Origin of the sequence: Novosphingobium lindaniclasticum LE124 (assembly GCF_000445125.1) — a bacterium.
GTDB classification, from domain to species: domain Bacteria; phylum Pseudomonadota; class Alphaproteobacteria; order Sphingomonadales; family Sphingomonadaceae; genus Novosphingobium; species Novosphingobium lindaniclasticum.
In genome coordinates, this window is sequence record NZ_ATHL01000055.1 from 1 (window position 1) to 25,633 (window position 25,633).

A 25,633-nucleotide genomic window follows, 5' to 3' on the forward strand; every position below is an offset into this window, starting at 1 on the left:
TGCATGGCATGCAGGAGGTCAGCGGTTCGATCCCGCTAGGCTCCACCATTTCCTTATCTTCTCAAAAAAATCAGATGGCGTGAGACATCCGGACAGCCGGGTTTCCACCCCCGAGGCGGCGCTGATGGACGCCCACCCTCAGTAGGCCGATCTCGAAGCCTTTCCATCCATGACAAACCTGCCATAGGCCGGCGATGCTTTCCCGACTGCCGCCGCTCGCCTCCTGGACTTCCGCTCTCATCGCTGCCCTGATCGGGTTCGGAGGAACCGTCGCGCTGGTCGTTCAGGCCATGCAGGCGCTCGGGGCCGAAGCGGGGCAGGTCGGCTCGGCGGTGACGGCGCTCTGCCTCGGTATCGCTGTGGCCGGTGCGACCCTCTCGCTGTGGATGCGAATGCCGGTGGTGCTCGCCTGGTCCACCCCGGGCGCGGCGCTGCTGGCGGCGAGCGACGGTGCGGTCGCCTGGCCGCTGGCGATCGGCGCTTTCGTAGCGGCCGCGGCGCTCATGTGCCTGCTGGGGCTGGTGCCTGCACTTGGGCGGCTGGCCGCACGAATTCCTGCCTCGGTCGCTTCGGCGATGCTGGCGGGCGTGCTGCTGCCGTTCTGCCTGCAACTGTTCCGCACTTTGCAGACCGACCCGCTGCTGGTGGTGATCCTGTTGCTGGTCTTCGTGATCGCCCGCCAGCGCTTCCCACTCTACGCTCTGCTGCTGGTGCTGGTTTCCGGCGTTGCCGTCGTGCTCCTGCGCGGCGACATGGTCGGATTCGCGCCAGACACGCTGCTCGGCGGGTTGAAGCCGGTCACGCCCGCTTTCGACCTCAAGGCCGTGGCGAGCATCGGCGTGCCGCTGTTCCTCGTCACGCTGGTCTCGCAGAATCTCCCCGGCCTCGTCGTGCTGCGGACTGCCGGCTACGAACCGAAGCCGCAGCCCCTGCTGCTGGGCACCGGCCTCGCGACGATGCTGCTGGCACCTTTCGGCGCGCACGGCGTCAATCTCGCAGCGATAACGGCGGCGATCTGCACCAGCACCGACGCGCACCCGGACCAGCGCCGCCGCTGGACGGTCGGCCTGATCTACGCTGCCTTCTACCTTGCGCTGGCGCTGTTTTCAGCGCCTTTGGTGCAGTTCTTCCTGACGATGCCCAAGGCCTCGATCGCCGCCTTCACCGGAATCGCGCTGATCGTCCCGCTCTCGGGCGCGGTGGAGAACATGCTGATCGAGAAGTCCGAGCGCGATGCTGCGATCCTCACTTTCGCCGCGACCGCCTCGGGCGTTTCGCTGCTGGGCATCGGCTCGGCTTTCTGGGGGCTGCTGGCCGGGTTCGCGGCGCTGGCGGCGAAGGCGGTTTTCGCGCGCCGAAATTGACCTCTTGCCCGGCCCGCCGTAACGCGCGGGGCATGACCGTAACGCGCTTCGCTCCCTCGCCCACCGGGCATCTCCACGTCGGCAACATCCGCACGGCGCTGCACAACTGGCTGCTGGCCAAACAGGCGGGCGGCAAGTTCCTCCTGCGCATCGACGACACGGATGCGGCACGCTCGAAGGAGGAATTTGTCGAGGGCATCAAGGCCGACCTCGCCTGGCTCGGCATCGAATGGAGCGGGGAGGAGCGGCAGTCGGCCCGCTTCGCGCTCTACGAGCGCGAGTTCGAGCGGTTGAAGGCAGCCGGGCGCGTCTATCCCTGCTGGGAGACGCCGCAGGAACTGGAACTGAAGCGCAAGGTGCTGCTTGGACGCGGCCTGCCGCCGATCTATGATCGCGGCGCGCTCAAGCTCACCGAAGATGAAAAGGCAGCGAAGATCGCCGCCGGAGACCTGCCGCACTGGCGCTTCCTGCTCGACCATGACGAGCCGATCGCCTGGGAAGACGGCATTCGCGGCGCGCAGAAGTTCGATGCCGCGCAGATGAGCGACCCGGTGATTCGCCGTGCCGACGGCTCCTGGCTCTACATGCTGCCCTCCGCGATCGACGATGTGGACATGGGCGTCACCCAGATCCTGCGCGGTGAGGACCACGTTTCCAACACCGCCGCGCAGGTCCAGATGTTCACGGCGCTCGGCGCGCCGGTTCCGGCCTTTGCCCACGAGGCGCTGCTGGTCGGCACCGAGGGCAAGTTATCCAAGCGCCTCGGCTCGCTTGGAGTCGCGCATTTCCGGGGGATCGGCATCGAGGCGCAGGCCGTGGTCGCGCTGCTGGGGCGCCTTGGCACCAGCGACCCCGTCGATCCCGGACTTGACGCTGAGGCTCTGGCCGCCGCCTTCGATCTTTCCCGCTTCGGCCGCGCGCCTGCCCGGTTCGACGAGGCGGAACTGGAGCGCGTCAATGCCGCCGTGGTCCATGCGCTGCCGTTCGCAGCGGTCGCCGGCCGCCTGCCCGAGGAGATGGACGAGGGCGCCTGGGAAACGATTCGTCCAAACCTCTCGCACGTTCACGAGGCGCATGACTGGTGGAGCGTGGTAATCGGCCCGATCGAGGCTCCGGCACTGGCAGACGAGGACCGGGCCTATCTGGCTCAGGCCGTCGCGGTTCTGGCCGGGCTGGAATGGGGCGCGGGCTTGTGGAAGGCACTTACCGGCGCGCTCAAGGACGTGACGGGGCGCAAGGGTAAGGGGCTGTTCCTGCCGCTGCGTCTGGCGCTTACCGGGATGGAGCACGGGCCGGATATGGGCGCGCTGCTGCCGCTGATCGGTCGGGATGAGGCTCTGGCGCGGTTGAAGGTTTCGGCCGGGTAAGAACAAGGGAAGATCCAGGGGATGATCCCCCGGACCCTCTAAATGTCATCGTCGCGCGCTGAATGTCGGTCGTGCGCTCCCTGCGGCGCAGCCAATTAGTCTACCGACGCTGCCATGGGCGCGCGACGCTGTTGGTCCGCGTGACCTCGACGGTAATGAGGGTGCAGGGGGGCTATGCTCCCCTGCTTCTGCCCCTTCTCACTCCATGAACCACCCATGGCTCGCCACCAGCGACTGCCCGGTCAGCGCATTGGTCTGGAAGCCTGCAAAGAACAGCGCCACTTCGGCAATATCGTCGACGGTGGTGAATTCGCCGTCCACCGTCTGGCCGAGCATCACGCGGCTGATGACTTCCTCTTCGGAAATGCCCAGTTCCCTGGCCTGCTCGGGGATCTGCTTGTCCACCAGCGGGGTGCGCACGAAGCCGGGGCAGATCACGTTGGAGCGCACGCCTTTCTTGCCGCCTTCCTTGGCGATCACGCGCGACAGGCCGAGCAGCCCGTGCTTGGCGGTGACGTAGGCGCTCTTGAGCGGGCTGGCTTCCTTCGAGTGGACCGAACCCATGAAGATGATCGAGCCGGATTTCTGCGCGTACATGTGCGGCAATACGGCCTTGGAGGTGAGGAAGGCGCCGTCGAGGTGGATCGCCAGCATCTTCTTCCAGTCGGCATAGGCGAAGTTCTCGACCGGATTGACGATCTGGATGCCGGCGTTCGAGACCAGCACGTCCACCGCGCCCCAGGCCTCGACCACTTGCGCGACGCCTGCGTTCACCTGATCCTCGCTGGTCACGTCCATGGCGACGGCCAGAGCCTCGGTTCCGTACTTCGCCTGGATATCGTCGGCGGCCTTCTGGGCGGCTTCGAGGTTGAGATCGGCGATGGCCACTTTGCCGCCCTCGGAGGCATACTTATGAGCGATGGCGTTGCCGATGCCGCTGGCGGCGCCGGTGACGATGCAGGACTTGTCCTTGAGCTTCATGGATCGTCTCTCCTGGGAAATGCGTGCCGATGTATGTGTAGGTGTCACTGTCCGTTGCGGGGCCGGTCGAGCGCGAGGTCGAACGTCATGATCTCGTCGGGTTTCAGCGCGCGCCCGGTCCAGTCCGCTTTTTGCAGCGACCAGAGCGCGTCGGCCTTGCCCGCATCCCAGTGCTCGGTAACCGTCATGCGCGAGAACTCGTAGTCCTTCGACATGGTCTCGTAGCCGCGCGGGCGGTTGATGAGGTGCATCACCGCCACGGCGCCGGCGGGGCGGCAGCCCAGCAGGTGGTGCAGATCGGGATCGTCGCGCAGGTCGTCCGGCAGCTTGTGGGCGAGCCGCTGGGCGGCGGCGCGCATCTCCTGGAGCCGCTTGGACAGATCGGTGTTCATGCGCGTGCGGCTGGAGAAGCGGATGTCCTTCTCCCGCTGGGCGATATCGGCCATGGTCTTGGGCACCGCCCCGCGAGAGGGGAAGAGGTCGACCTGGAACACGGTCATCTCGCAAGGGCTGCGGTTGTCGAGCACGTATTGCAGCGGCGTGTTGGAGACGAGGCCGCCGTCCCAATACCACTCGCCGTCGATCTCGACCGGGGGGAAGCCGGGCGGCAGGGCGCCGCTGGCCATGATGTGTTCGGGGCCGATCCTGCGGTTGCTGCAGTTGTCGAAATAGGCGAAGTTGCCGGTCATCATGTTGACGGCCCCGACCGAAAAGCGGGTTTCGCTGTGGTTGATCCGGTCGAAATCGACCAGATCGAGCAGGGTCTGGCGTAGCGGCGTGGTGTCGTAGAAGCTCAGGCGGCTGAGTTCGTTCGGCCATTCGGGCAGCGGTGTCGGCAGGCGCGGGGTGAAGAAGCCGGGTATGCCGAACGTAGCAGCCCAGCTCGCGGACGTCTCGTTGAAGGCGCGGCGGGCGAACCCGTTGCCGACATCCAGCCGATAGAGCAGTTCGTGGCTGACGCCGTGCCAGAAAGCGCGAAGCTTGCCGACTCGCTCCTCGGGCGCATTGCCCGCGATGATCGCGGCATTGATAGCGCCGATGGAGATGCCGGCCACCCAGTCCGGCGCATGGCCCTCGGCAGCAAGGGCTTCGTAGACTCCGGCCTGGTAGGCGCCGAGCGCGCCGCCGCCTTGCAGCACAAGCACCGATTGCGGCGCGTCGGAAGACGAAGGCGAAAAGTCGGCGTTTTCGGCATGCATGGGCAGGATCCTGCGCATGGGGATGTTGCGATGCAACAAGTGGGGCAGTGCGCAGGCAGTTTCAACAGTTTATTTGGATACAGGTTGCGGTCTCTCTCGATGTCATCCTGAACTCGTTTCAGGATCCATGTCGGACCATCGACGGTCGTCTGTTCGGCAGGATGGATCCTGAAACGAGTTCAAAATGACGGGCGTGGGTTGGCAGGTCGAGTGTGGCCGGCCATCTCGGCGAGCGGACCCCGTCACGCCGCCACTTCGGTCAGGCTTCCCTCGCTCGCCGCTTCCAGCAGGCGGCGTTCGAGCGCCTTGATCCGGCTGGACGATGTCAGCTTCGCGCCCAGAAGGTCGGTGACGTAGAAGGTGTCAGCCGCCCGCTCGCCGTATGTCGCGATGTGGGCGGAGTGGACCATGAGCTTCGATTCGAACAGGGCATGGGCCAGCCGGTTGAGCAGGGCCGGGCGGTCGCGCGCGTTGACTTCGACCACGGTGAGGCGGTTCGAGGCCTTGTTGTCCACCAGGACGCGCGGCCGCACGTCGAAGGCGTCGGCGCGGGGGCGGGCGTCGGGGCGGGCGACGAGTTGCGGCAGGATCTTGATGCGGTTGGCCAGCGCGTTCTCGATCGAGGAGCGCAGGCGGGCGAGCTGGGTCTCTTCCATGAACGGCCGCCCGAGCGGGTCCTGCACCAGGAAGTTGTCGACCGCGCGCCCGGTTCGGGTCGTGTGGATTCGCGCGTCGATGATGTTGCCGCCCGCCAGATGGATGCCGCCGGCGATGCGGTAGAACAGGCCGGGATGGTCCGAAGCGATGACGGTGACCAGCGTCGCCCCGCGCGCCGGGTAATACTCGGTCGCGATCGAGAGCGGCTCCTCCTGCGAGGCGTGGAACTGCGCGAGGTTCTTGGCGATCACGTCCTCGGGCTCGGCGATCCAGTAGGCGTCCGCGAACTGGGTGCCGAGTTCCTCGACGAGCGCGGCGGTTTCCGAGGCGCCATCCGCGACGATCGCCTTCTTCGCCGCGACCCGCTTTTCACGGCCGAATTCGACATGGCCAAGGCGCAGGCGTTCCTCGGTGGCGGCATAGAGCTCGCTGATCAGCTGGCGCTTCCACGAGTTCCAGGTGCCGGGGCCGACCGCGCGGATATCGACGATCGTCAGCAGGGTCAGCTGGCGCAGGCGGTCCACCGACTGCACGAGCGCCACGAAGTCGGTGATCGTCTTGGCGTCCGACAAGTCCCGCTTGAAGGCGGTGGCGGAAAGGATCAGGTGGTGAAGCACCAGCCAGGAGACCAGTTCGGTCTCCTCCTCGTCCAGCCCGAAACGCGGACAGAGCTTCAGCGCGATCTCGGCGCCGATCTCGGAGTGGTCGCCGCCGCGCCCCTTGGCGATATCGTGCAGCAGCACGGCGGCATAGAGCGCACGGCGCGAGCGGACCTTGTGGATGATCTCGTGGCTGAGCGGATGGTCCTGCTTCAGCTCGCCCTTCTCGATGCGGGAGATCAGGCCGATGGCGCGGATCGTGTGTTCGTCCACCGTGTAGTGGTGGTACATGTCGAACTGCATCTGCGCGTTGACGCGGCCGAATTCGGTGACGAAACGGCCGAACACGCCCGCCTCGTTGAACGAGCGCAGCGCCACTTCCGGGTTGTTGCGGCTGGTGAGCAGTTCCATGAACAGCTCGTTGGCGCGCGGATCGCGGCGCACCTCCTCACGGATCAGCGCGGCGTCGCGCGAGACCAGACGCATGGTCTCCGGGTGGATTTCCAGCCCCTCGCGGTCGGCGATGACGAAGATCTCGATCAGGCGCACGGGATCGGCTTCGAACCATGTCTCGCCGGGCGCCATGATGCGGCCGCCGAACACCTTGTAGCCTTTCAGCGTGCGCGGGCGGGCGCGGAAACCCGCCAGCAGCCCGCGCGGCTGACGCTTGGCGAACTGGTCGTCGAGCTGGGCGAGGAACACGCCGGTCAGTGTGCCGACCATCTTCGCCTGCAGGAAGAACATCTGCATGAACCGCTCGACCGCGCTCTTTCCGGGGCGATCGGAATAGTTCATCCGCGCCGCCACTTCGCGCTGGATGTCGAAGGTCAGGCGATCCTCGGCGCGGCGGGTGATGGTGTGGAGGTGGCAGCGCACCGCCCAGAAGAAGTTCTCGGCCCGGCGAAAGGCGCGGTATTCCTTGTGGGTGAGCAGGCCCACGTCCACCAGCTCGCTGGGATCGCGTACCTTGTGGATATATTTGCCGATCCAGTAGAGCGTGTGGAGATCGCGCAGTCCGCCCTTGCCCTCTTTCACATTGGGCTCGACCACATAGCGGCTGTCGCCCATGCGCTTGTGGCGTTCCTCGCGCTCGGCCAGCTTCTCGACCACGAACTGGCGTTCGGTCCCGGCGACCACGTCCTTCCAGAAGCGCGCGCGGGATTCCTCGTAGAGATCCTGATCGCCCCAGACGTAGCGGCCTTCCAGCATGGCGGTGCGAATGGTGAGGTCCGAGCGGCTCATGCGGACCATGTCGTCCACCGAGCGGCTGGAATGGCCGATCTTGAGGCCGAGGTCCCAGAGGAAGTAGAGCATCGCCTCGATCACCTGCTCGCACCAGGCGGTCTGCTTGATGGGGGTGACGAAAGCCAGATCGACGTCGGAATGCGGCGCCATTTCGCCGCGCCCGTAACCGCCGACGGCGATGATCGAGAGGCGCTCGCCCTTGGAACGGTTCATCGCGGGATAGACGTGCGTCGCGACGTGATCGTGGATCACCCGCAGCAGCTGGTCGACCAGATAGGCCTGCGCCTCGGCCACCTCGTGCCCGGCCGAGGGTCTTTCGACCAGGCGCCGGGCGATCTCCGCGCGGCCGTTCTCCAGGGCTTCGCGCAGGCGTTCGACCACCTGCTTGCGGCCCTTGGCGGCTCCGGTTTCAGCCACGACGGCTTCGATCGCCTCGACCAGCGCGCGGCGGTCGATCACGGAACGGGGCGAAGGGATGCGGATCACGCTCATGTCTGGTGATATCTAGACATTCAAGGGCTTGAGGGGAACAGCGCGCGTGTCCCTCGCGCCGATTTTGCGGTGGCCAGGCGAAATCCGGCCTACCATCGCCTCTCGCGCTATGCCAGAAGGCGCGGCAACAGCACCGCCGAGGCCGTCCGGCCCGGCGACTTACAAGATTTACGAGGTCGAGCACTTGTCCCTGACAGCACTTGCCGCAGCCGCCGCCGCAGAGGCACATCAGCCGATCTACTGGGTCAACCTGGGCCTCAAGAACTACCTGTTCCGCATCGGCAGCTTCGAACTGCGGTGGTATTCGCTGGCCTACCTGGCCGGCATCATGCTGGGCTACTGGCACCTTTCGCGCATGATCAAGTCGCCCGGCGCGCCTTTGGCGCAGCGCCATGCCGACGATCTGTTCTTCTACTGCACCATCGGCATCATCCTGGGCGGCCGCCTGGGCTATGCGACGTTCTACACCGGCGGCGACACCGGTATTCCCAGCCTCTGGGCCGATCCTGCCGCGCTGCTGTCGCTCTGGCACGGCGGCATGAGCTTCCACGGCGGCCTGATTGGCGTGCTGCTGGCGATGGCCTGGGTGTCCTGGCGCGGGGAACTCGATTTCCTGCGGGTGGCGGACTACATCGCGGTCTGCGTGCCTTTCGGCATGCTGTTCGGCCGCCTTGCCAATTTCGTGAACGGCGAGCTGTGGGGACGCGTCGTCACCGATCCGGGGCTGCCCTGGGCCATGGTCTTCCCCGATGCCGGACCGCTGCCGCGCCACCCCAGCCAGCTCTACGAAGCCGCTCTCGAAGGCCTGCTGATGATCGTGATCATGCTCGGCCTGTTCTGGAAGACGCGTGCACGCTTCCGTCCGGGGCTGCTGGTCGGCGTGTTCACCACCGGCATCGCCTGTGCGCGCTTCACCGTGGAATTCTTCCGCGAGCCGGACGCCCAGCTTCAGGACTTCGCGGCGCGCACCGGCCTGTCGATGGGCCAGTGGTTGACGATCCCGCTGATCCTGCTCGGTCTCGCACTGATCACGCGCGCGCTTGCCAAGCCGGCGCTGGCCACCGTTCGCCCGATCACCTGAGCCGATGCCCGAGGCCGAACCGCTCTCCGCCGTGTTCCAGCGGCTGATCGCGACCTACGGGCCGATCTCGCTGCTGCACTACATGGGCGAGTCGAACGCCCGCTACTATGCCGACAAGGACCCGCTCGGCGCGGCCGGAGACTTCATCACGGCGCCTGAGATCAGCCAGATGTTCGGCGAACTCGTCGGGCTATGGCTGGCGGATATCTGGATGCGGGCGGGCAGTCCCGCGCCGGTCCACTATGTCGAGATGGGGCCGGGACGGGGCACTCTGGCACGCGACGCGCTGCGGACGATGAAGCGGGTGGGGCTCGAGCCGCAAGTCCATTTCGTCGAAGGCTCGCAGGCTTTGCGGGCGCTGCAGGCCGAGGCCGTGCCGCAGGCGCAGTGGCACCACGATCTGGGCGGCGTACCCAGTGACGCGCCGCTGCTGTTGGTGGGCAACGAATTCCTCGACGCCCTGCCGGTACGACAGCTGGTGAAGACCGCGGCTGGCTGGCGCGAGCGCATGGTGGGCTGGGCCGAGGACCGTTTCCGCCCCGTCGCCGGCGACAAGCCGATGGATGCCGCCGTGCCGGAAAGCCTCAAGGACGCGCCGGAAAGCACTCTGCTGGAGACTTGCCCGGGCGCCGCCGCCGTCATGCACGAGCTTTCCGGGCGACTTGCCGCGCAGGGCGGTGCGGCGCTGCTGATCGACTATGGCTATGCCGAGCCGCAGACCGGCTCCACGCTGCAGGCGCTGCGGGCACACACCAAGGTCGATCCCTTCGCCATGCCGGGCGAGGCGGACCTGACCTGCCTCGTGGACTTCGCCATTCTCGCCGAAATCGCGCAAAGCGAAGGCGCGCGGTGGCAGGGCACGGTGACGCAGGGGGCGTTCCTGCGCGCGCTGGGCATCGAGATGCGCGCCGCCAAGCTCGCGGCGGCCGCTCCGGATCACGCGGACGCGGTCCAGCGCGCGATGGTCCGGCTCATCGGCGACGATCAGATGGGAACGCTGTTCAAGGTCATGGGGGTGGCCGGACCGAACTGGCCGCAAGGCGCAGGGTTCTAGGGCAGTATTCACCGAGGTCGCGCACGGCGAGGTGATGAAGGACGTGACGTCTGCCGGGCCGGCAGGCAGCGGGCAAGGCAGTGCAGGGGGGCAAACATGACGGAAGCGGTGTCGATGAAGATCGCGGGTATCAGGGTCAGGGGCCTGTCGCCGCAAGACCTGCAAGGGCCGGACAGGTTGGAGCGGGTCCTCGGCCTCCTCGCCCTGATCATGCTCTTTTTCATCATCGCGGCACTGCTGCGGGGGATGAGCGAATGGGCGCGCGTGCCCGCGATCGTCTGGCTTCATCTCGCAACGATCCTGGTGGCCCTGGTGCTGACGCCGGTGTTGCTCTGGCGGCGGCGCGGCGATGCGCGTCATCGCCTCTACGGATATGTCTGGAGCGGAGCGATGATGCTCACGGCCCTCGACAGCCTGTTCATCCATATGGGGGGACCCGGCCGTTTCAGCCTCATCCACGTTCTGTCGCTGTTCACGCTGGTCATGGTGCCGATGCTGGTCCTCGCCGCCCGGCGGCACGACGCTGTGCGGCATCGCCGCACGGTGCGCGGCTTGATCATCGGGGCGCTGCTGGTCGCGGGCTTCTTCACTTTCCCGTTCGACCGCCTGCTCGGTCACTGGCTGTTCGGCTGAGCGATACGAAAAGGGGGAGCAGGCCGCAGCCCACTTCCCCCGTTAAGTTTCGAGCTAACCTTTGCTAGGCTCACCGCGTCTCGGGCGTTCGGTCCTCCTCGGGCACCTTGCGCAAGGGCACGGCGCCGAGCCAGTCTTCCAGAGCGTCGAGGTCGATCGCGCCGCGCGTGCGGTCCTTGCCCTGGGCGAAACCGCTGAAGCCGTCGCCGCCCTCCGCCAGGAAGTTCACCACGCTGACCCGATAGGTCTTTGCCGGATCGAGCGGCTTTCCGTCCAGCGTGATCGCCGTGATCCGCGAACCGGAGGGTCGGCGCATGTCGAAGGCGACCCGCATGCCCTGGCTCGGCGACAGCATCTGCTGCTCGCCGTCGTCGTCGAGGCCCTGCTCCAAAGTGGAGCGGATCTGGGCGCCGGTGAGCGACATCGTGACGATCTCGTTGTTGAACGGTTCGACTGCGTAGATCTGGCCGAAAGTCACAGTGCCGTCGCTCGCCGGGACCAGCGCGGCGCGGATACCGAAAGGATTGAGGAAGGCGATCTCGGCGCCGGCCTTGCGCGTGGCGGCAAGCTGCGAATCCGCGATCAGATTGCCCAGCGCGCCGCCCCGCGCGACGCCGTTCCCTTCTTCCTTGGGAAGGGCGGCGGAAAGACGGCCGACCGGGCGCGAGACCAGATGCAGCGAGGCGTTCTTGTACCGCTCGACATAGGCGGCCACGTCCGCGCGCGGCTGGAACTGCGGGAAAGCCGCCGAGTTCGCCACTTGGCCCTTGGCCGAGGTATAACCCGGAGACTGGACGATCAGGTTGCCGGCTTCTTTGCCGAGGAGCTTGTGCGTCGCCGGATCGAAGCGAAGGGTGATGTCGGTCACCAGCTTGCCGTAGACCCCGGCGCTGGTCAGCAGGATCGGGCCGCTCTTCGGATTGGCCGTGTAATTGCAGACATAGGCCCAATGCGTATGGCCCGAGACGACCACGTCGACGCCGGGCTCGAGCCGGTCGAGAATCGGGCGGATGTCGCCGGTCATGTCGTTGCAGCCGTTGGGATCGGGCTGGCCGGCGGTTCGCCCGCCCTGGTGGATCAGCACGAGGACCGCATCGGCTCCGGCCGCCTTCAGGCGCGGCACTTCGCGGTTGATCGTCTCGGCCTCGTCGGCAAATTTCAGGCCGCTGACCCGGTCGGGCGCGACCAGGGTCGGCACGGTCTTGAGCGAAAGGCCTATGAAGCCGAGGGTGATCTTGTCCTTGCCTTCACCGAAGCTCTTGAGGCCGGTGCCGGGAAACAGGGGCGAACCGTCGGGCAGGGTGGTGCTGGCGGCCAGGTACTTGTAGCTGGCGCCCTTGAACTGTTCGAGCTGACAGGGCTCGCCGCGCGTGTTCTTCTCGCAGCCGCCGTTCTGGAGGCGGCGCAGTTCCTGCCATCCCCGGTCGAACTCGTGATTGCCCACGGCGTTGAACTCCACGCCGACGCGGTTCATCACCCCCACGGCCGGCTCGTCGAGATAGAGCGAGGAGGCAAGCTGCGAGGCACTCGTCAGGTCACCGGCCGCGACGACGACATTGTTGGCGTGCCTGGCCTTCAGCGAATCCACCGCCGAAGCCAGCCAGGCACCGCCACCGGCAGGCACCGACACTTCGCCGCCCTGGCCGTCGGGGGCCTCGACCGACTGGTTCGGCGGCTCCAGCGCGCCGTGGAAATCGTTGATGGCGATGACGCCGATCTCGATCGGTGCCGCCGCTTGCCCGGCGGGCTGGCGCGGGCTCGGCGTCGTTGCGCAGCCCGCGAGCAGGGCCGCCAGCAGCGAGGTGGATAGCAGCGGAAGGCCGCGGATGGATGGGAAAGTCATGGCCGCGTCCTATCGGATGCTTTCATGACGGTGCAATGGCTTTTCCTTCGCTTGCGGCCGGGATCAGGCCTCGTCTTCCAGCCTGTGCATGTCGTCGTCGGAAAGGCCGAAGTGGTGGCCGACTTCATGCACCACGACGTGCGTCACGAGATCTTCCAGCGTCACGCCCGTCTCGCACCATTCGGCCAGCAGCGGTTGGCGATAGAGCGTGATCCGCGGCCGGAACTCTCCTCCGACCCAGACCGATTCCTCGTCCAGCGGACGGCCATGGTAGAGACCGGTGAGTTCCCAGGCATCTTCCAGTCCCACGGCGCGCAGGGTTTCCTCGTCGGCGAACTCCTCGACGTGGACGGTGACGCCCTCCAGATGCTGCGCGAACGGTTCGGGAATGCGCGCGAAAGCCGCATGTGCAAGGGCCTCGAAGGTCTCGGGGCCGGGCGCGTTTCCATATCGCTGGGTCATGGCTTCGTTACTCCCGTTCCGCACCGGCCGCGAGGATGCTGGCAATGCCGGCGGCGGTGGAGGGGTGGTAGGTCGGCTTGGCTTCGGCGAAGAAGTCCCGCGCCTTGCTCGCTCCCCATTCGCCTTGTTTCATCAGGCCCTTGTAGAGCGGATAGACGAGCAGTCCGCGCCCGATCCGGGAAAGGTAGGCGCGCAGGTAAGGCACTGCCGGATCGTAGCGGTTGGCGATCGCCAGTTCGAACCACGCCGATTGTATATAGGCATTGCTCGAGGCCGAGAGACCCAGCGTCTCGTCCAGTTCCTTGAGCCGCGCGGGAGTCTGCGTCTTGTCGATGCCCTTGAGGAAGCGCAGCCATTCCTGCGTGGTCCAACCCCTCGGCTGCACGGCGCCGGCCGGGCCACCGCGGTTGAATGCTGCCAGCTTGGCATCGACTTTCGCCAGGGTCTCGCTCTTGACGTGGACGGCATTGCCGGGAAGCCCCGCTCCGTAAGACCAGCGGTCGAGCTGGAGCGAGAGTTCCAGCTCCGGCTGACCTTTCAGGAGGCGCTCGCGCAAGTCGGCCAGGAATCCTGCCGTGGTCTGCGGCTGGAAGGCGTGGCGGTCGAAATAGGAGGAGAGATAGGCATCCCACTTCTCGCGGCCTACGGTATATTCGATCATGCGCAGGAAGTTGGAACCCTTGGTATAGTCCACCTCGCCCGCGCCGGGATCGCCGTGCAGCCGGGTAGCGGCCCCGGTCTGGCCGCCGCCGGCGGCGATTTCACGCTGCATCGTATCCCAATCGAGGTCGGCATAGATGGCGGCCTGCTCCTTGCCGTAGAGCGACTCCATGATGCGGTTCTCGAAGTAGGTGGTGAAGCCTTCGTTGAGCCAGGAGTCGGACCAGGTGGCATTGGTGACGAGATTGCCGGACCACGAATGCGCCAGCTCATGCGCGACGACATCGGTGTTCGACCGGTCGCCGGTGACGATCGTCGGCGTCAGGAAGGTCAGCATGGGGTTTTCCATGCCGCCGTAAGGGAAGGCGGGTGGCAGCAGGAGCATGTCGTAGCGGCCCCAGCGATAAGGTCCGTAGAGCTTGCCGGCAGCGTCGATCATCTTTTCGACGTCGACGAACTCGCTTGCCGCCTTGTCCAGCATAGGCGCTTCCGTCCACACGCCGGAGCGGGGGCCGAGCGGCCTGAACTTCAGGTCGCCCACCGCGAAGGCGATCAGGTAGGGCGGAACCGGCTTGTCCATGCGGAAGCGGAAGGCGCGGCGGCCGTCCGGGAGCGGTTCGCCTTTGTCGCCGGAGAGTTTCTCCGCGCTCATCACCGCCACGAGATCGCCCGGTACGCGCAATGTGGCTTCCCAGGTCTGGCGGATGCCGGGACTGTCCTGGGTCGGCACCCAGGATCGGTTGAGGATCGCCTGGCCCTGGCTGAAAAGGAAAGGCTTCTTCTTGCCGAAGGTCATTTCCGGCGGCAGCCATTGCAGCGCCGTGGCGCCGGGTTTCGATCGGTAGACGATCCGGATCCTGTTCGCGCCGTTCAGCGCGATGGTCAGGGCCGAGCCGGTCTCCTTGTCTCGCGGGCCGACCGTCCACTTCAGCGGCTTGCCGCTCGCATCGGTCACCGAGGCGATGGCAAGATCGTCCACATCCAGCACGATCCGGGGTGCGCCGGGAGCCGCGAGCACGTCCAGCAGGGCGCTGCCGCCCAGCGTCCTGGTGGCGAAATCCACATCGAGATCGAGCGCGACGTGGGTGACGCGCGCGACTTCGGGCTCGGCGTGGGTCCAGACGTCCTTGGCCTCGGCCGTGGTCAGGATCGGTGCAGGCGCGGCGGTTTGCGCGATGCTTGGGACGGCAGTTCCGGCAAGCAGCGCGGCGGCAAGGATAATACGCATGGGTGGGACTTATGATCGCGGCCTTCCCGGCGCGCAAGCAGAGGTTTCCCGGGATCCATGAGGGTTGCCGGATACGAAAAGGGCGCCCGGATCGCTCCGGGCGCCCCACTCGGCGAACTGATGCTCCTTCCTCGAAAGGAAGGACGCGCGATCAGGCGCTGTAGTACATGTCGAACTCGACGGCCGACGGCGTGGTTTCCCAGCGCAGCACTTCCGGCCACTTCAGTTCGAGGTAGGATTCGATCTGGTCCACGGTGAACACGCCGCCTTCGAGAAGGAAGGCATGGTCGGCCTGGAGCGCGTCGAGCGCTTCACGCAGCGAGCCGCAGACGGTCGGCACTTCGGCGAGTTCGGCCGGCGGCAAGTCGTAGAGGTTCTTGTCCATGGCTTCGCCCGGGTGGATCTTGTTCTTGATCCCGTCGAGGCCGGCCATGAGCAGCGAGGCGTAGCACAGGTAGGGGTTGGCCATCGCGTCGGGGAAGCGGAATTCCACGCGCTTGGCCTTGTCGCCCGCACCGTAGGGGATGCGGCACGAGGCCGAGCGGTTGCGGGCCGAGTAGGCCAGCAGCACGGGGGCTTCGTAGCCCGGCACCAGGCGCTTGTAGCTGTTGGTGGTCGGGTTGGTGAAGGCGTTCAGGGCCTTGGCGTGCTTGATGACGCCGCCGATGAAGTAGAGGCACATGTCGGACAGACCGGCATAGCCGTTACCGGCGAACAGCGGGTTGCCCTTGTCCCAGATCGAGATGTGGGTGTGCATGCCCGAGCCGTTGTCCTTCATGATCGGCTTCGGCATGAACGTGGCGGTCTTGCCATAGGCCTGTGCGACCATGTGCACGACATACTTGTAGATCTGCATGCGGTCGGCGGTCTGGACCAGCGTGCCGAAGGTCAGGCCGAGTTCGTGCTGGGCAGCGGCCACTTCGTGGTGGTGCTTGTCGCAGGGCAGGCCCATTTCGAGCATGGTGGTGACCATCTCGCCGCGGATGTCCACGGCCGAGTCGACCGGAGCGACCGGGAAGTAGCCGCCCTTGGCGCGCGGACGGTGGGCGAGGTTGCCGGTGTCGTACTCGCGGTTGGAGTTGCCCGGCAGCTCGATGTCGTCGAGCTTGAAGCCGTTGCCTTCGTAGCCGTCATAGAACTTCACGTCGTCGAACATGAAGAATTCGGCTTCGGGGCCGACGTAGACGGTGTCGCCGAAGCCGGCCGACTTGACGAAGGCTTCTGCGCGCTTCGCGGTCGAACGCGGGTCGCGGGCGTAGAGGTCGCCAGTCGAGGGTTCCACGATGTCGCAGAACAGGATGAGCATCGGGGTGGCCGAGAACGGATCGACGTAGACGGCGTCGAGGTCTGGCTTGAGGATCATGTCCGACTCGTTGATGGCCTTCCAGCCTTCGATCGACGAACCGTCGAACATCAGGCCGTCTTCCAGCTCGTCCTCGCCCAGGATCGAAGCGACCATGGTGAGGTGCTGCCACTTGCCCTTGGGGTCCGTGAAACGCAGGTCAACCCACTCGATCTCTTCGTCCTTGATGCGCTTGAGGACGTCCTTTGCACTCGCCATTAGAGTAGTCTCCAGTGATGCTCTTCCGATCCCGAAAGAGACTTTGATGTTCGTTGTCTTCGGGCGTTCCCGGTTGCGCCGGTTTCCCGATCCTTCGTTTCCGATGCGGGCCGAAGGGATTTTGGCTTGATAGCCCCCGTTACAGGGCGTCGTCGTCCCGTTCGCCGGTGCGGATGCGCACGGCGGTTTCGATGGGCACGACGAAGATCTTGCCGTCGCCGATGCGGCCGGTCTGCGCGGCATCCGCGATGGCTTCCACCACGCGTTCGGCCAGAGCGTCGGGAACCACCACTTCGAGCTTCACCTTGGGCAGGAAGTCCACCACGTATTCGGCACCGCGATAAAGTTCGGTATGGCCCTTCTGGCGGCCGAAACCCTTGGCTTCGGTGACGGTGATGCCCGAGACGCCAACTTCGTGCAGGGCTTCCTTCACTTCGTCCAGCTTGAACGGCTTGATGATGGCTTCGATCTTTTTCACGCCTGTCTTGACCCCTGCATGGTCCCGGATCTTTTTCCGAAGGCAGTTCCGGTCCGGGAACCGAATGCCTCGCGCGCGACTCCCATCAAGAATCGTGCCAGTGCGGATGGGCCCCTCGTAGGCCAAGTGGCTTGCCGCGAAAAGACAGGAAACGCAGGTTTCAGCCTGCGAAATGCACCGACTCGTGCATCCGCCGCCGGGTTGGCGACATTATGTGATCAACATTCAGGCAGGACCTGCCTTAAAATTGTGCAGAGGGTTTAGTCCTGCTTCCTGGAAGGGCGTGCAAGCTTGAGACGCCGACGCTAAAAAGGCGCCGGAAACCGCATGGCTTCCGGCGCCTTTTTAGCGCGAAATAACGCGAATGATATGTGGGGCCGGTTCCAACCCGTGGATCAGAGCCTCAGGCCAGCGGTCTCGGAAAGCCCGGCCATGAGGTTGAGGTTCTGCACGGCCGCGCCGCTGGCGCCCTTGCCCAGATTGTCGAGCATGGCGACCATGCGCGCTTGCGAGCCGTCCGCGGCGCCGAGCACCCGCAGCGTCAGCGTGTCGACCGGCGCCATCGAGGCGCGCAGCAGCAGTTCGTCGGGCTGGTCGTCGACGACCGTGACGATCTCGCTACCCGCATAGAATTCGGCGAGCGCGGCACGAAGCGCGGCGGGATCGCCCGTCTTGGGCATCATGGAAAGATGCAGCGGTACTTCCACCAGCATGCCGCGATGTGCGGGAACCACGGCGGGCGCGAAGATCGGTGCATGGGTCAGGCCGACATGTGCCGTCATTTCCGGCACATGCTTGTGGCCGAGGGCCAGGCCATAGGCACGGAAGGCGATGTCGCCGTCTTCCTCGAAACGGCCGATCAGCGCCTTGCCGCCGCCCGAATAGCCCGAGACCGCGTGGCAGACGTAAGGCCAGTCTGCCGGAAGCAGGCCCGCCTTCACCAAGGGTGCGACCAGGGCGATGAAGCCAGTGGGGTAGCAGCCGGGATTACTGACGAAGCGCGCGGCGGCGACGGTATCGCGGCCCACCACTTCCGGAAAGCCGTAAGTCCAGCCCGGCGCCACGCGGTGCGCCGAGGAGGCGTCGATCACGCGGGTCGTGTCGTTGCGGATCATGCCGACAGCGGCCTTGGCGGCGTCGTCGGGCAGGCAGAGGATAACGAAATCGGCCGCGTTCAGCGCTTGGGCGCGAGCGGCGTCGTCCTTGCGGCGGGCGTCATCGAGGAGGATCAGTTCGAATTCGGCGCGGCCCGTGAGCCGGTCGGCGATTTCCAGACCGGTGGTGCCGGCGGCGCCGTCGATGAAGACCGTCTTCGTCATCAGCCCTGTGCCTCCAGAGTGTCGAGCGCGACATAGCCGACCTGGCCCTGTTCGCCGAGCTGGCCCCAGGCCCAGTTGCCGGCGACGTCGAGCACGTTGAACGTCTCGCCGGCGGGAAGCTCACGAATCGTCTCGGCGTCGGCGCGGCTCATCGCGCGCAGCACCGCGCCGTCGAGCACGACATGCGGCATCGGCACGGCATAATGCGGCACGAAGTAAAGACCCGCCAGCCTGATATGCGCGAGGTCTCCGCGCACGGGAAGGCATCCGGGATCCGCGGTCACGCTCGGCCCGGTCATGGCAAGCAGTCCATCGATCCGGGGAGGGCGGGTATAGGAATCCTCGGTGGCCAACGCGGGTGCTACTCCAAATGCAAAGATGCGCGCGCTTAGCGGCGGCATGGCAAAGACGCAAGTTCAGCCATGGTCGCCAGTGTAGCGCCGCTGCAACATGTGCCAGGCCGCACGCAGACCGAGCGCGTCGCCGCCCTTGGGCCGACCCGGCTTGGCGGCGGGGCGCCAGGCGAAGGTGTCGAAGTGCGCCCAGTCGAGCCCCTTGGGCACGAAGCGGTCCATGAACAGCGCTGCCGTGGTGGCCCCGGCAAAGCCGCTGGACCCGGCATTGTTGATATCGGCGATGTCCGACTTCAGGTATTCGCGGTAGCCATCATAGAGCGGCAGGCGCCAGCAGGGGTCGTCCACTGCAAGGCCCGCGTCGATAATGGCCTGCGCAGTCCCGTCCTCGCGCGTGAAGAGCGCCGGAAGGTCCGGGCCGACCGCCACGCGGGCGGCGCCGGTGAGGGTGGCGAAGTCGATCAGGAGTTCGGGCTCCTTCTCGCCCGCGCGGGTGAGGGCGTCGGCCAGGATCAGGCGGCCCTCGGCGTCGGTATTGCCGATCTCGACGGTGATCCCCGCACGGCTGCGCAGCACGTCCCCGGGGCGGAAGGAATTGCCGGAGATCGCGTTCTCGACCGCCGGGATCAGGAGATGGAGCCGCACCGGCAGCTTCGCGCCCATGATCAGGCGGGCGAGAGCCAGAGCATGGGCGGCGCCGCCCATATCCTTCTTCATCAGTAGCATCCCCGCGCCGGGCTTGATGTCGAGCCCGCCGGAATCGAAGCAGACGCCCTTGCCGACGATCGCGATCCGGGGGTGCGTGGGTTCGCCCCATTCCACTTCGATCAGGCGCGGCGCATGGGCGCGTCCCGCCGCGCGCCCGACGGCGTGGACCATCGGATATTCCCGCTCGAGCATCTCGCCGCGGGTGATTCTCACCTCCGCGCGGAAGGCCTTGGCAAGCGATTCCGCTTCGGATTCGAGCTGGCCGGGCCCCATGTCCTCGGCCGGGGTGTTGACGAGGTCGCGCACGAATTCGATCGCCTCGGCCTCTGCGATCGCGGCATCTATCGCCTTCACTTCGCCGGTGAGGAGAATGCGCGGGCCTTCCTCGGACGGTTCGGAGCGGTAGCGGTCGAAGCTGTATTGTCCCGCGATCCAGCCGAGTGCCGCCTTTCCGGGTTCTCCGTTTGCGCGGCGGTAGGTGCCGGCGGGCAGCACGTCGGCCAGTTTGGCAAGGCACCAGGTGGAGAGGCTGGCCGGATCGGCCACGCCCGCGGCGACGAACCAGCCCTCGCCATCGGGCACGATCGCGTGGCTGCCCGGATCGCCGACGAACTTCTGCGCTTCGATCGCGGCGCGCTGCGGCACCGACAGGCCCTTGGTGAACTCCTCCAGTCCATCCTTCTTGATGAGGTGGATGGAGACGGCTTTCTGGCCGCGATCGGGCTGAATCAATGCGTTCTTGTCGGTCATGGATTCATTCTCTAGCCTTGCCGCGAACCTGAGCCGAGAGGGAAAATGATGCGATTTGGTGCCTGGTGCCTGGCTTCCGCTGCAAGCGCGGCCCTGCTGCTTGGCGGCTGCCAGAGCGAGAAGCCCGCTCCCGCCGCCTCGGAGACCGCTGCGGACACCGTCGATACCGCCAGCGAAACGGCGACTGAACCGGCTGCGGACGCCAGCGAAGTCGCCGTGGGCGGCGGCCGCACGGAGAAGGTGGAGAACGACACCTACGAGTTCAGTTATGCCTATCCCGATGCGGCAGGCGCAATTCCGGGCCTGAAAGCCAATCTCGACAAGCAGCTCGAGACATCGCGCGCGGACCTCATCAGCGGTGCGAAGGAAGGACAGGCGGAGTCCAAGGAGAACGACTATCCCTATCACGCCTACAGCTATGGCGAGGAATGGAAAGTCGTCACCGACCTGCCGAACTGGCTCTCACTGTCCTCGGAAATCTATACCTACTCCGGCGGCGCGCATGGCATGACCATGTTCGACGCCCTGTTGTGGGATCGCCATGCCGAGGCGGTACGCAAGCCGATCGATCTCTTCACCAGCAAGGAAGCGCTGTCGAAAGCCATTCGCACGGCGTTCTGCACCGCGCTCGACAAGGAGCGGGTCAAGCGCCGGGGCGGCCCGATCGACAAGAGCGACGAGATGTTCTCAGAATGCATCGATCCGGTGGAGCAAGTGGTGATCCTCGGGTCGACCAATCGCCAGACCTTCGACCGCATCGGCCTGCTGGTGCCGCCCTATAACGCCGGGCCTTATGCCGAGGGCAGCTACGAGGTGACGGTGCCGGTGACGGGCGCGGTCATGGCCGCCTTGAAGCCCCAATATCGGTCGAGTTTCTCGGTCGCCAGATAGGAGCGGATGCGCGAGGTCACGCCCGATCTCGCAATTTGCGCGCGCAATCGTTATGTAGGCGTCATGACCGAATACCAGATCGTCGAACCCGGAAGCGAAACCGTCCTGCGTGACGGCACCATCAAGCTGCATGGCCCCGAGGGCTTCGAGGGCATGCGCAAGGCGGGGCGCCTTGCCGCCATGATCCTCGACGAGATTGCGCCGATGGTGCAGCCGGGCGTCACCACGGCGGCGATCGACGACAAGGTTCGCGAACTGACTCTGGACGGCGGCGCCGTGCCTGCGACGCTCGGCTACCGGGGATATGCCCATTCGTGCTGCATCTCGATCAACCACGTGGTCTGCCACGGCATCCCGTCGGAAAAGACGATCAAGGACGGCGATATCGTCAATATCGACGTGACCCCGCTGCTCGACGGCTGGCATGGCGACACCAGCCGCATGTACCTGGCGGGCGACGTCTCCCTGAAGGCGCGCCGCCTGGTCGATGTGACCTATGACTGCTTGATGATCGGCATCGAGCAGGCCAAGCCCGGCAACCGCGTGGGCGATATCGGGGCCGCGATCCAGGCCTATGCCGAATCGTTTCGATACGGCGTCGTCCGCGAGTTCTGCGGCCACGGCCTCGGCCGCCTGTTCCATGACGCGCCCGAAGTGGTCCATGCCGGCCGCCCCGGCACCGGCCCGCTGCTGAAGCCTGGCATGTTCATGACTATCGAGCCCATGATCAACCTCGGCAAGCCGCCGGTGAAGCTGCTGGCCGACGGCTGGACGGCGGTAACGCGCGACAAGTCGCTCTCGGCGCAGTTCGAGCATTCGATCGGCATCACCGAGACCGGCTGCGAGATCTTCACGACCAGCCCCAAGGGCCTCCACAAGCCGCCCTACGCCTGATTTGTCGGACGGTAGGGCGCTTGGACAGTAGGGCGCTTGGACGGCGGGGCGCGCGGACGTCGGCTCCCTTGAGCGGAACAGGTCGCCTTCTCCCGCCCTCGTCATGAGGGCAAAGCGGCGCCCTCAGGCCAGCATGTGAAGCATCGCAGGCCGTGAGGCGCCCACAAGGAGCGCGCTTCGGCCTCTGCGCGCGCAAGATCGACAGTCCCGGAGGGCAGGGGGATAAGCTCCCCTGCTCTTCTTTTCCCCTTCAAGCCGCAACCGGCCTGCTCAGCAGTGCCAGCAGCGAGATGCGGTTGAAGAACCACATCCGTTGCAATTCGAGGCCGCTGTATTTCCGCATGGTATTGGCGAAAGTGTAGGGCGTGTACCAGGCGTTGTGATCGGGGTGGACGCCCTCCAGGAAGGTCTCGGTCTCCGCTACATAGTCGAAGTGCCGGGCGCGGCACTGGAATGCGTCCGGCACGGAGATCAGGAAGAGGCCGGCATCCAGGCTTTCGATCTGCGCCAGGAATCCGGCGACATCGGGAACGTGTTCCATGACTTCGGGAACGAGGACGACATCGTAGCGGCCGGTCACTTGGGCGAAATCGGTGAAAAGCTTTCCTTTCACGAATGGCCGTAGCTGCTCGAGCGCCTCGCCATGGGGATCGAGGCCATCGAGTTGGGCGCAGTGTGCTTCGAGGCGGACGTGGAGGGAAGTGCGCGGATCGGTGATCGGCCAGTCCGCGCAGCCGATGTGGAGCACGCGCTGGCCAGAGAGCAGGCTGGCGAAGACCTCCATGCGGTCCAGCGAGGCGAGTTCCGAGCCAACCGGCACCCGCTGGAGGAAATAGGGCGCGTGGATGTGTTCCAGCGGCGAGGACGCGGTCTGCCCGGACGTCGGCACGGCCTGCGGATTCGGGGGTGGAGCCGCCATTTCGCCGAACTCGGTCCGGTGCATGTCCTCGTATGTGCGCAGCGTCGAGCCCCAGAGCTGGTGCGCGTAGACCGGGTCGGCGCCGTCATAGGTAAGGCCGGTGAAGTGGCGCGGGATGAACGTGTGGCTGGGGTAGATCCGCAGCGGGGTATAGGCGAACTTGCGGTAGCAATCGGTCAGGCGCTGCGGGCCCACGGTCTTCCACGCCATGTCGCCGATCACCGAGGGGCTGGCGGCGATATCCTCGACGATCCGCTTGACCAAGGCATTGCCCGCAGTGCAGCCGAAGTAACCGGCTGCGATCAGGCCCGGCCGGGCGATCTCGCTTTCCCAGCAGGCGAAGGCCTCGCAGTCGAGCATCGCGAGGTCGAGCGGCCGCAGACAGAGGGAATCGGCATCGAAGACCAGTCCGCCGTGTTCGAGCAGGATTTCCCAGCGCATCATGTCGGCCACGCCGTTCAGTTCGCGCGGGGCCATCTGCGCCATATGCCGGCGGTTGATCCAGTCGCGGCCCTCCAACTCGGCATTGCCCCAGAGGCGAAATTCCCAATCGGGATGGGCATTGCGCCAGGTCTGGATGCAATTGTCCGGGCGGCGGGTCTCGTCGCCGACCCAGATGAAATGGAAGCACTTCGGAATCATCGCGGCGGTTCCCGGCGGAAGCGGATCTTCCTTGCCGAGAGCTAAAGCGGGGCGGTGTACCAAGTCCGAAGGCGGGCTAGGCAATCCCTCGTATAATCGACCTGCTCGCGGCTGTACGGAGCAGACGCATCGCCTCACCGGGAGAGCTGAAACCGATCAGCCGGAGCGGCACGCAAGTGCGGACTGGTGCCGCTCCGGGCGGGCGACCTCCGGGGGGTATGGAGGTCAGTCCCGCGGGATGATCCAGCGGATCGTCCCCAGGGGATTGCCGGCGACCGCTTGGCCGCCGGCATGGGTGGCCGGTCCGAGCCGGGCACCTGCCGAGGTCTTTGCAGGCGGCCTCGCCAAGGCCGGTAAGACGGCTCGAATCCAAGATGGAGCACGGACCGGCGCGGGCCGGTGCATCGATCTCGAGCCTGAAACCTGGGCTGTTCCGGTGCTCGGCGCGCGGCCGCTCGGCCGGATTGCCGTTCAACCGGGCCGCGACACCGCCAGTCAGGGCTTTGCGGCTATTGCCTGCCCGACGATGTTCGATGAAGTGTCGGTCGATGTACGACATCGGCGATCCTCTCCATGAGGGTACCGCGTTCTCGCGATGTCGGCATCTTGCGGTTGGTCGCAAGCCGGGTGCACCTCATGGATTGAAGGTATCACGTTTCCTGCCAAATCAAACCGCTTTATGACCATGACAGGCCTCTGCGCGACCGACCGGTTCTTACCGCAAGGCCGCGATGGCCTTCTGGCGGCGGCGCTGGACCGAACTTCCCAGCCCGATAGCCTCGCGATACTTGGCGACGGTGCGGCGAGCGAGTTCGAAACCCTTGTCTTTCAACAGGTCTACCAAGGCATCGTCTGAGAGGATCGCTTTCGAGTCCTCGGCGTCGATCAACTGCCGGATCGCCGCCTTCACGGCTTCGGCGGACGCGCCTTCCCCGCTCGCGGCGGAAACGCCCGAGGTGAAGAAGAATTTCAGCTCATGCGTGCCGCGCGGGGAGCTCAGATACTTGTTCGAGGTGACCCGGCTGACGGTCGATTCGTGCATGCCGATCGCCTCGGCCACGGTTCGCAGCGTGAGCGGCTTCAATTGCGAAATGCCGCTGCGGAAGAAGCCTTCCTGCTGCTTCACCAGTTCGCTGGCGACCTTGAGGATCGTCTTCTGTCGCTGGTCCAGGGCCTTGATCAGCCAATTGGCGTCAGCGAGCTTTTCGGAGAGCCAGGCGCGCGATCCCTTGTCGGCGCAGCTGCCCTTCAATTCGACGTAGTAGCTGCGGTTGACGATCAGCCGCGGCAGGCTCGCCTGGTTTATCGCCACGTCCCAGCCGCCGTCGCTGCGGGGCATGATGAGGATATCCGGCGTCACGGCGCCGCTGGGCTCACCGCCGAACCGCAGGCCCGGCTTCGGATCGTAGCCGCGAAGCTCGGACAGCATGTCGGCAAAATCCTCGTCGTCGACGGCGCAGATCCGCTTGAGACGGGCAAGATCGCCGCGCGCGAGAAGGTCGAGATTGTCGATCAGCCGCGCCATCGCCGGATCGTGGCGATCGGCCTCTCGCGCCTGGAGGGCAATGCATTCCGACAGCGACCGTGCGCCTACGCCGGTGGGATCGAGCGACTGCACGACCGCGAGTGCCTGCTCCACATCAGCGCGTGCCACGCCCAGCTCTTCCGCCATGTCGAGGAGCGTGACGGGCAGGTAGCCGGCCTCGTCCAGTTGACCGATCAGATAACGGGCGATGCCGGCTATCCGCGGATCGGCGGCGGCGCTGCCGACCTGCGCCTCCAGGTGCTCGACCAGGGTCGCCTCGCCGTGATGGCGGTCTTCGAGGCCGGGCCGTTCGTCGCCCCCGCCGAGGCGCAGATCGGCGGACCATTCGCCGGTGTCACGATCGCGATCCAGCGCGGCCGTGTCTATGTCCAGCGGGCGATCCTGATCGCCTCGACCCTCGCTGATGAGGCGGTCGACGGCAGATCCTTCGAGCGTGGTTTGCCGGGGCGGGTCCGGCACATCCCCGTCCTGGGCGAGCGAGGCAGGCTCGCCGCCCAGATCGAGCAGGGGGTTGGCTTCCAGCGATTCGCCGATGAAGGCTTCGACTTCGAGGTTCGACAGCGCCAGCAGCTTGATCGCCTGCTGAAGCTGCGGAGTCATCACCAGGGACTGACCCAGCGACTGCCTGGGCCTGAGATCCAGGCGTGGTCCAAGCGCCATGGCTTAGCCGACCTGTGTGCGAAAGCCTTTCGACAGGCATGTGCCTG

The 25,633-nt window shown here is 65.9% G+C and carries 21 protein-coding genes; 8 read left to right on the forward strand and 13 right to left on the reverse strand.

What is annotated here, in order from left to right; genetic code table 11:
* Window positions 1-194 precede the first annotated feature (194 nt).
* A complete protein-coding gene (locus L284_RS32340; protein ID WP_021233454.1) occupies window positions 195-1,364 on the forward strand; it encodes a benzoate/H(+) symporter BenE family transporter in 1,170 nt (389 codons plus the stop codon).
* Window positions 1,365-1,396: 32 nt separating this feature from the next.
* Window positions 1,397-2,731, forward strand: a complete 1,335-nt coding sequence (gene gltX, locus L284_RS32345) for a glutamate--tRNA ligase (protein WP_021233455.1) — start codon at window positions 1,397-1,399, stop codon at window positions 2,729-2,731.
* Between the two features lie 198 nt (window positions 2,732-2,929).
* On the opposite strand, the gene L284_RS32350 is transcribed toward gltX, so the two are convergent.
* The 3 genes from L284_RS32350 to L284_RS32360 form a co-directional block, all read right to left on the reverse strand.
* On the reverse strand, window positions 2,930-3,712 hold the full coding sequence (locus L284_RS32350) for a 3-hydroxybutyrate dehydrogenase (protein WP_021233456.1): 783 nt from the start codon (window positions 3,710-3,712) through the stop codon (window positions 2,930-2,932).
* A gap of 44 nt (window positions 3,713-3,756) precedes the next feature.
* The gene (locus L284_RS32355) at window positions 3,757-4,911 is read right to left on the reverse strand and encodes a patatin-like phospholipase family protein (RefSeq protein ID WP_031341798.1); all 1,155 of its coding nucleotides are present in this window, start codon (window positions 4,909-4,911) and stop codon (window positions 3,757-3,759) included.
* Window positions 4,912-5,153: 242 nt separating this feature from the next.
* Window positions 5,154-7,904 (reverse strand): [protein-PII] uridylyltransferase, encoded by a 2,751-nt coding sequence (locus L284_RS32360; protein ID WP_021233458.1) that lies wholly within the window; start codon window positions 7,902-7,904, stop codon window positions 5,154-5,156.
* A gap of 184 nt (window positions 7,905-8,088) precedes the next feature.
* On the opposite strand from L284_RS32360, the gene lgt reads away from it, so the two are divergent.
* From lgt to L284_RS32375, 3 genes are all read left to right on the forward strand, one after another.
* Window positions 8,089-8,985: a prolipoprotein diacylglyceryl transferase gene (gene lgt / locus L284_RS32365; RefSeq protein ID WP_021233459.1), complete on the forward strand. Its 897-nt coding sequence runs from the start codon at window positions 8,089-8,091 to the stop codon at window positions 8,983-8,985.
* 4 nt (window positions 8,986-8,989) lie between these two features.
* A complete protein-coding gene (locus tag L284_RS32370; RefSeq protein WP_021233460.1) occupies window positions 8,990-10,039 on the forward strand; it encodes a class I SAM-dependent methyltransferase in 1,050 nt (349 codons plus the stop codon).
* A gap of 96 nt (window positions 10,040-10,135) precedes the next feature.
* Window positions 10,136-10,672, forward strand: a complete 537-nt coding sequence (locus tag L284_RS32375; RefSeq protein WP_235054330.1) for a DUF2306 domain-containing protein — start codon at window positions 10,136-10,138, stop codon at window positions 10,670-10,672.
* A gap of 70 nt (window positions 10,673-10,742) precedes the next feature.
* On the opposite strand, the gene L284_RS32380 is transcribed toward L284_RS32375, so the two are convergent.
* The 8 genes from L284_RS32380 to L284_RS32415 all read right to left on the reverse strand — a co-directional run bounded on the left by L284_RS32380 (window position 10,743) and on the right by L284_RS32415 (window position 20,034).
* On the reverse strand, window positions 10,743-12,515 hold the full coding sequence (locus tag L284_RS32380) for a bifunctional metallophosphatase/5'-nucleotidase (RefSeq protein ID WP_021233462.1): 1,773 nt from the start codon (window positions 12,513-12,515) through the stop codon (window positions 10,743-10,745).
* A 63-nt stretch (window positions 12,516-12,578) separates the two neighbouring features.
* The gene (locus L284_RS32385) at window positions 12,579-12,977 is read right to left on the reverse strand and encodes a metallopeptidase family protein (protein WP_021233463.1); all 399 of its coding nucleotides are present in this window, start codon (window positions 12,975-12,977) and stop codon (window positions 12,579-12,581) included.
* 7 nt (window positions 12,978-12,984) lie between these two features.
* Window positions 12,985-14,865: a M1 family metallopeptidase gene (locus L284_RS32390; protein WP_021233464.1), complete on the reverse strand. Its 1,881-nt coding sequence runs from the start codon at window positions 14,863-14,865 to the stop codon at window positions 12,985-12,987.
* Window positions 14,866-15,016: 151 nt separating this feature from the next.
* Window positions 15,017-16,426, reverse strand: coding sequence for a type I glutamate--ammonia ligase (gene glnA / locus L284_RS32395; RefSeq protein ID WP_021233465.1), 1,410 nt, complete (start codon window positions 16,424-16,426; stop codon window positions 15,017-15,019).
* A 139-nt stretch (window positions 16,427-16,565) separates the two neighbouring features.
* Entirely contained in the window at window positions 16,566-16,904 is a 339-nt protein-coding gene (locus L284_RS32400) for a P-II family nitrogen regulator (protein WP_021233466.1), read from the reverse strand.
* Between the two features lie 395 nt (window positions 16,905-17,299).
* On the reverse strand, window positions 17,300-18,223 hold the full coding sequence (gene argC / locus L284_RS32405) for an N-acetyl-gamma-glutamyl-phosphate reductase (RefSeq protein ID WP_021233467.1): 924 nt from the start codon (window positions 18,221-18,223) through the stop codon (window positions 17,300-17,302).
* Entirely contained in the window at window positions 18,223-18,522 is a 300-nt protein-coding gene (locus L284_RS32410; protein WP_052018355.1) for an SH3 domain-containing protein, read from the reverse strand. The genes argC and L284_RS32410 overlap by 1 nt, the downstream gene beginning before the upstream one ends.
* 117 nt (window positions 18,523-18,639) lie before the next feature.
* A complete protein-coding gene (locus tag L284_RS32415; protein WP_021233469.1) occupies window positions 18,640-20,034 on the reverse strand; it encodes a leucyl aminopeptidase family protein in 1,395 nt (464 codons plus the stop codon).
* Window positions 20,035-20,079: 45 nt separating this feature from the next.
* Between L284_RS32415 and L284_RS32420 the strand changes: the two genes are divergently transcribed.
* Entirely contained in the window at window positions 20,080-20,925 is an 846-nt protein-coding gene (locus L284_RS32420; protein WP_021233470.1) for a DUF4163 domain-containing protein, read from the forward strand.
* Window positions 20,926-20,988: 63 nt separating this feature from the next.
* Window positions 20,989-21,819 (forward strand): type I methionyl aminopeptidase, encoded by an 831-nt coding sequence (gene map / locus L284_RS32425; RefSeq protein ID WP_031341806.1) that lies wholly within the window; start codon window positions 20,989-20,991, stop codon window positions 21,817-21,819.
* Between the two features lie 250 nt (window positions 21,820-22,069).
* Here map and L284_RS32430 read toward each other — a convergent pair whose 3' ends face one another.
* A complete protein-coding gene (locus L284_RS32430) occupies window positions 22,070-23,380 on the reverse strand; it encodes a methyltransferase domain-containing protein (protein ID WP_021233472.1) in 1,311 nt (436 codons plus the stop codon).
* Window positions 23,381-23,618: 238 nt separating this feature from the next.
* On the opposite strand from L284_RS32430, the gene L284_RS47890 reads away from it, so the two are divergent.
* Window positions 23,619-23,957 carry a hypothetical protein gene (locus L284_RS47890; RefSeq protein ID WP_152524635.1) on the forward strand — a complete coding sequence of 113 codons (339 nt, stop codon included), beginning with the start codon at window positions 23,619-23,621 and terminating at the stop codon, window positions 23,955-23,957.
* Window positions 23,958-24,095: 138 nt separating this feature from the next.
* On the opposite strand, the gene rpoN is transcribed toward L284_RS47890, so the two are convergent.
* A complete protein-coding gene (gene rpoN / locus L284_RS32435; protein ID WP_031341808.1) occupies window positions 24,096-25,586 on the reverse strand; it encodes an RNA polymerase factor sigma-54 in 1,491 nt (496 codons plus the stop codon).
* Between the last annotated feature and the right edge of the window lie 47 nt (window positions 25,587-25,633).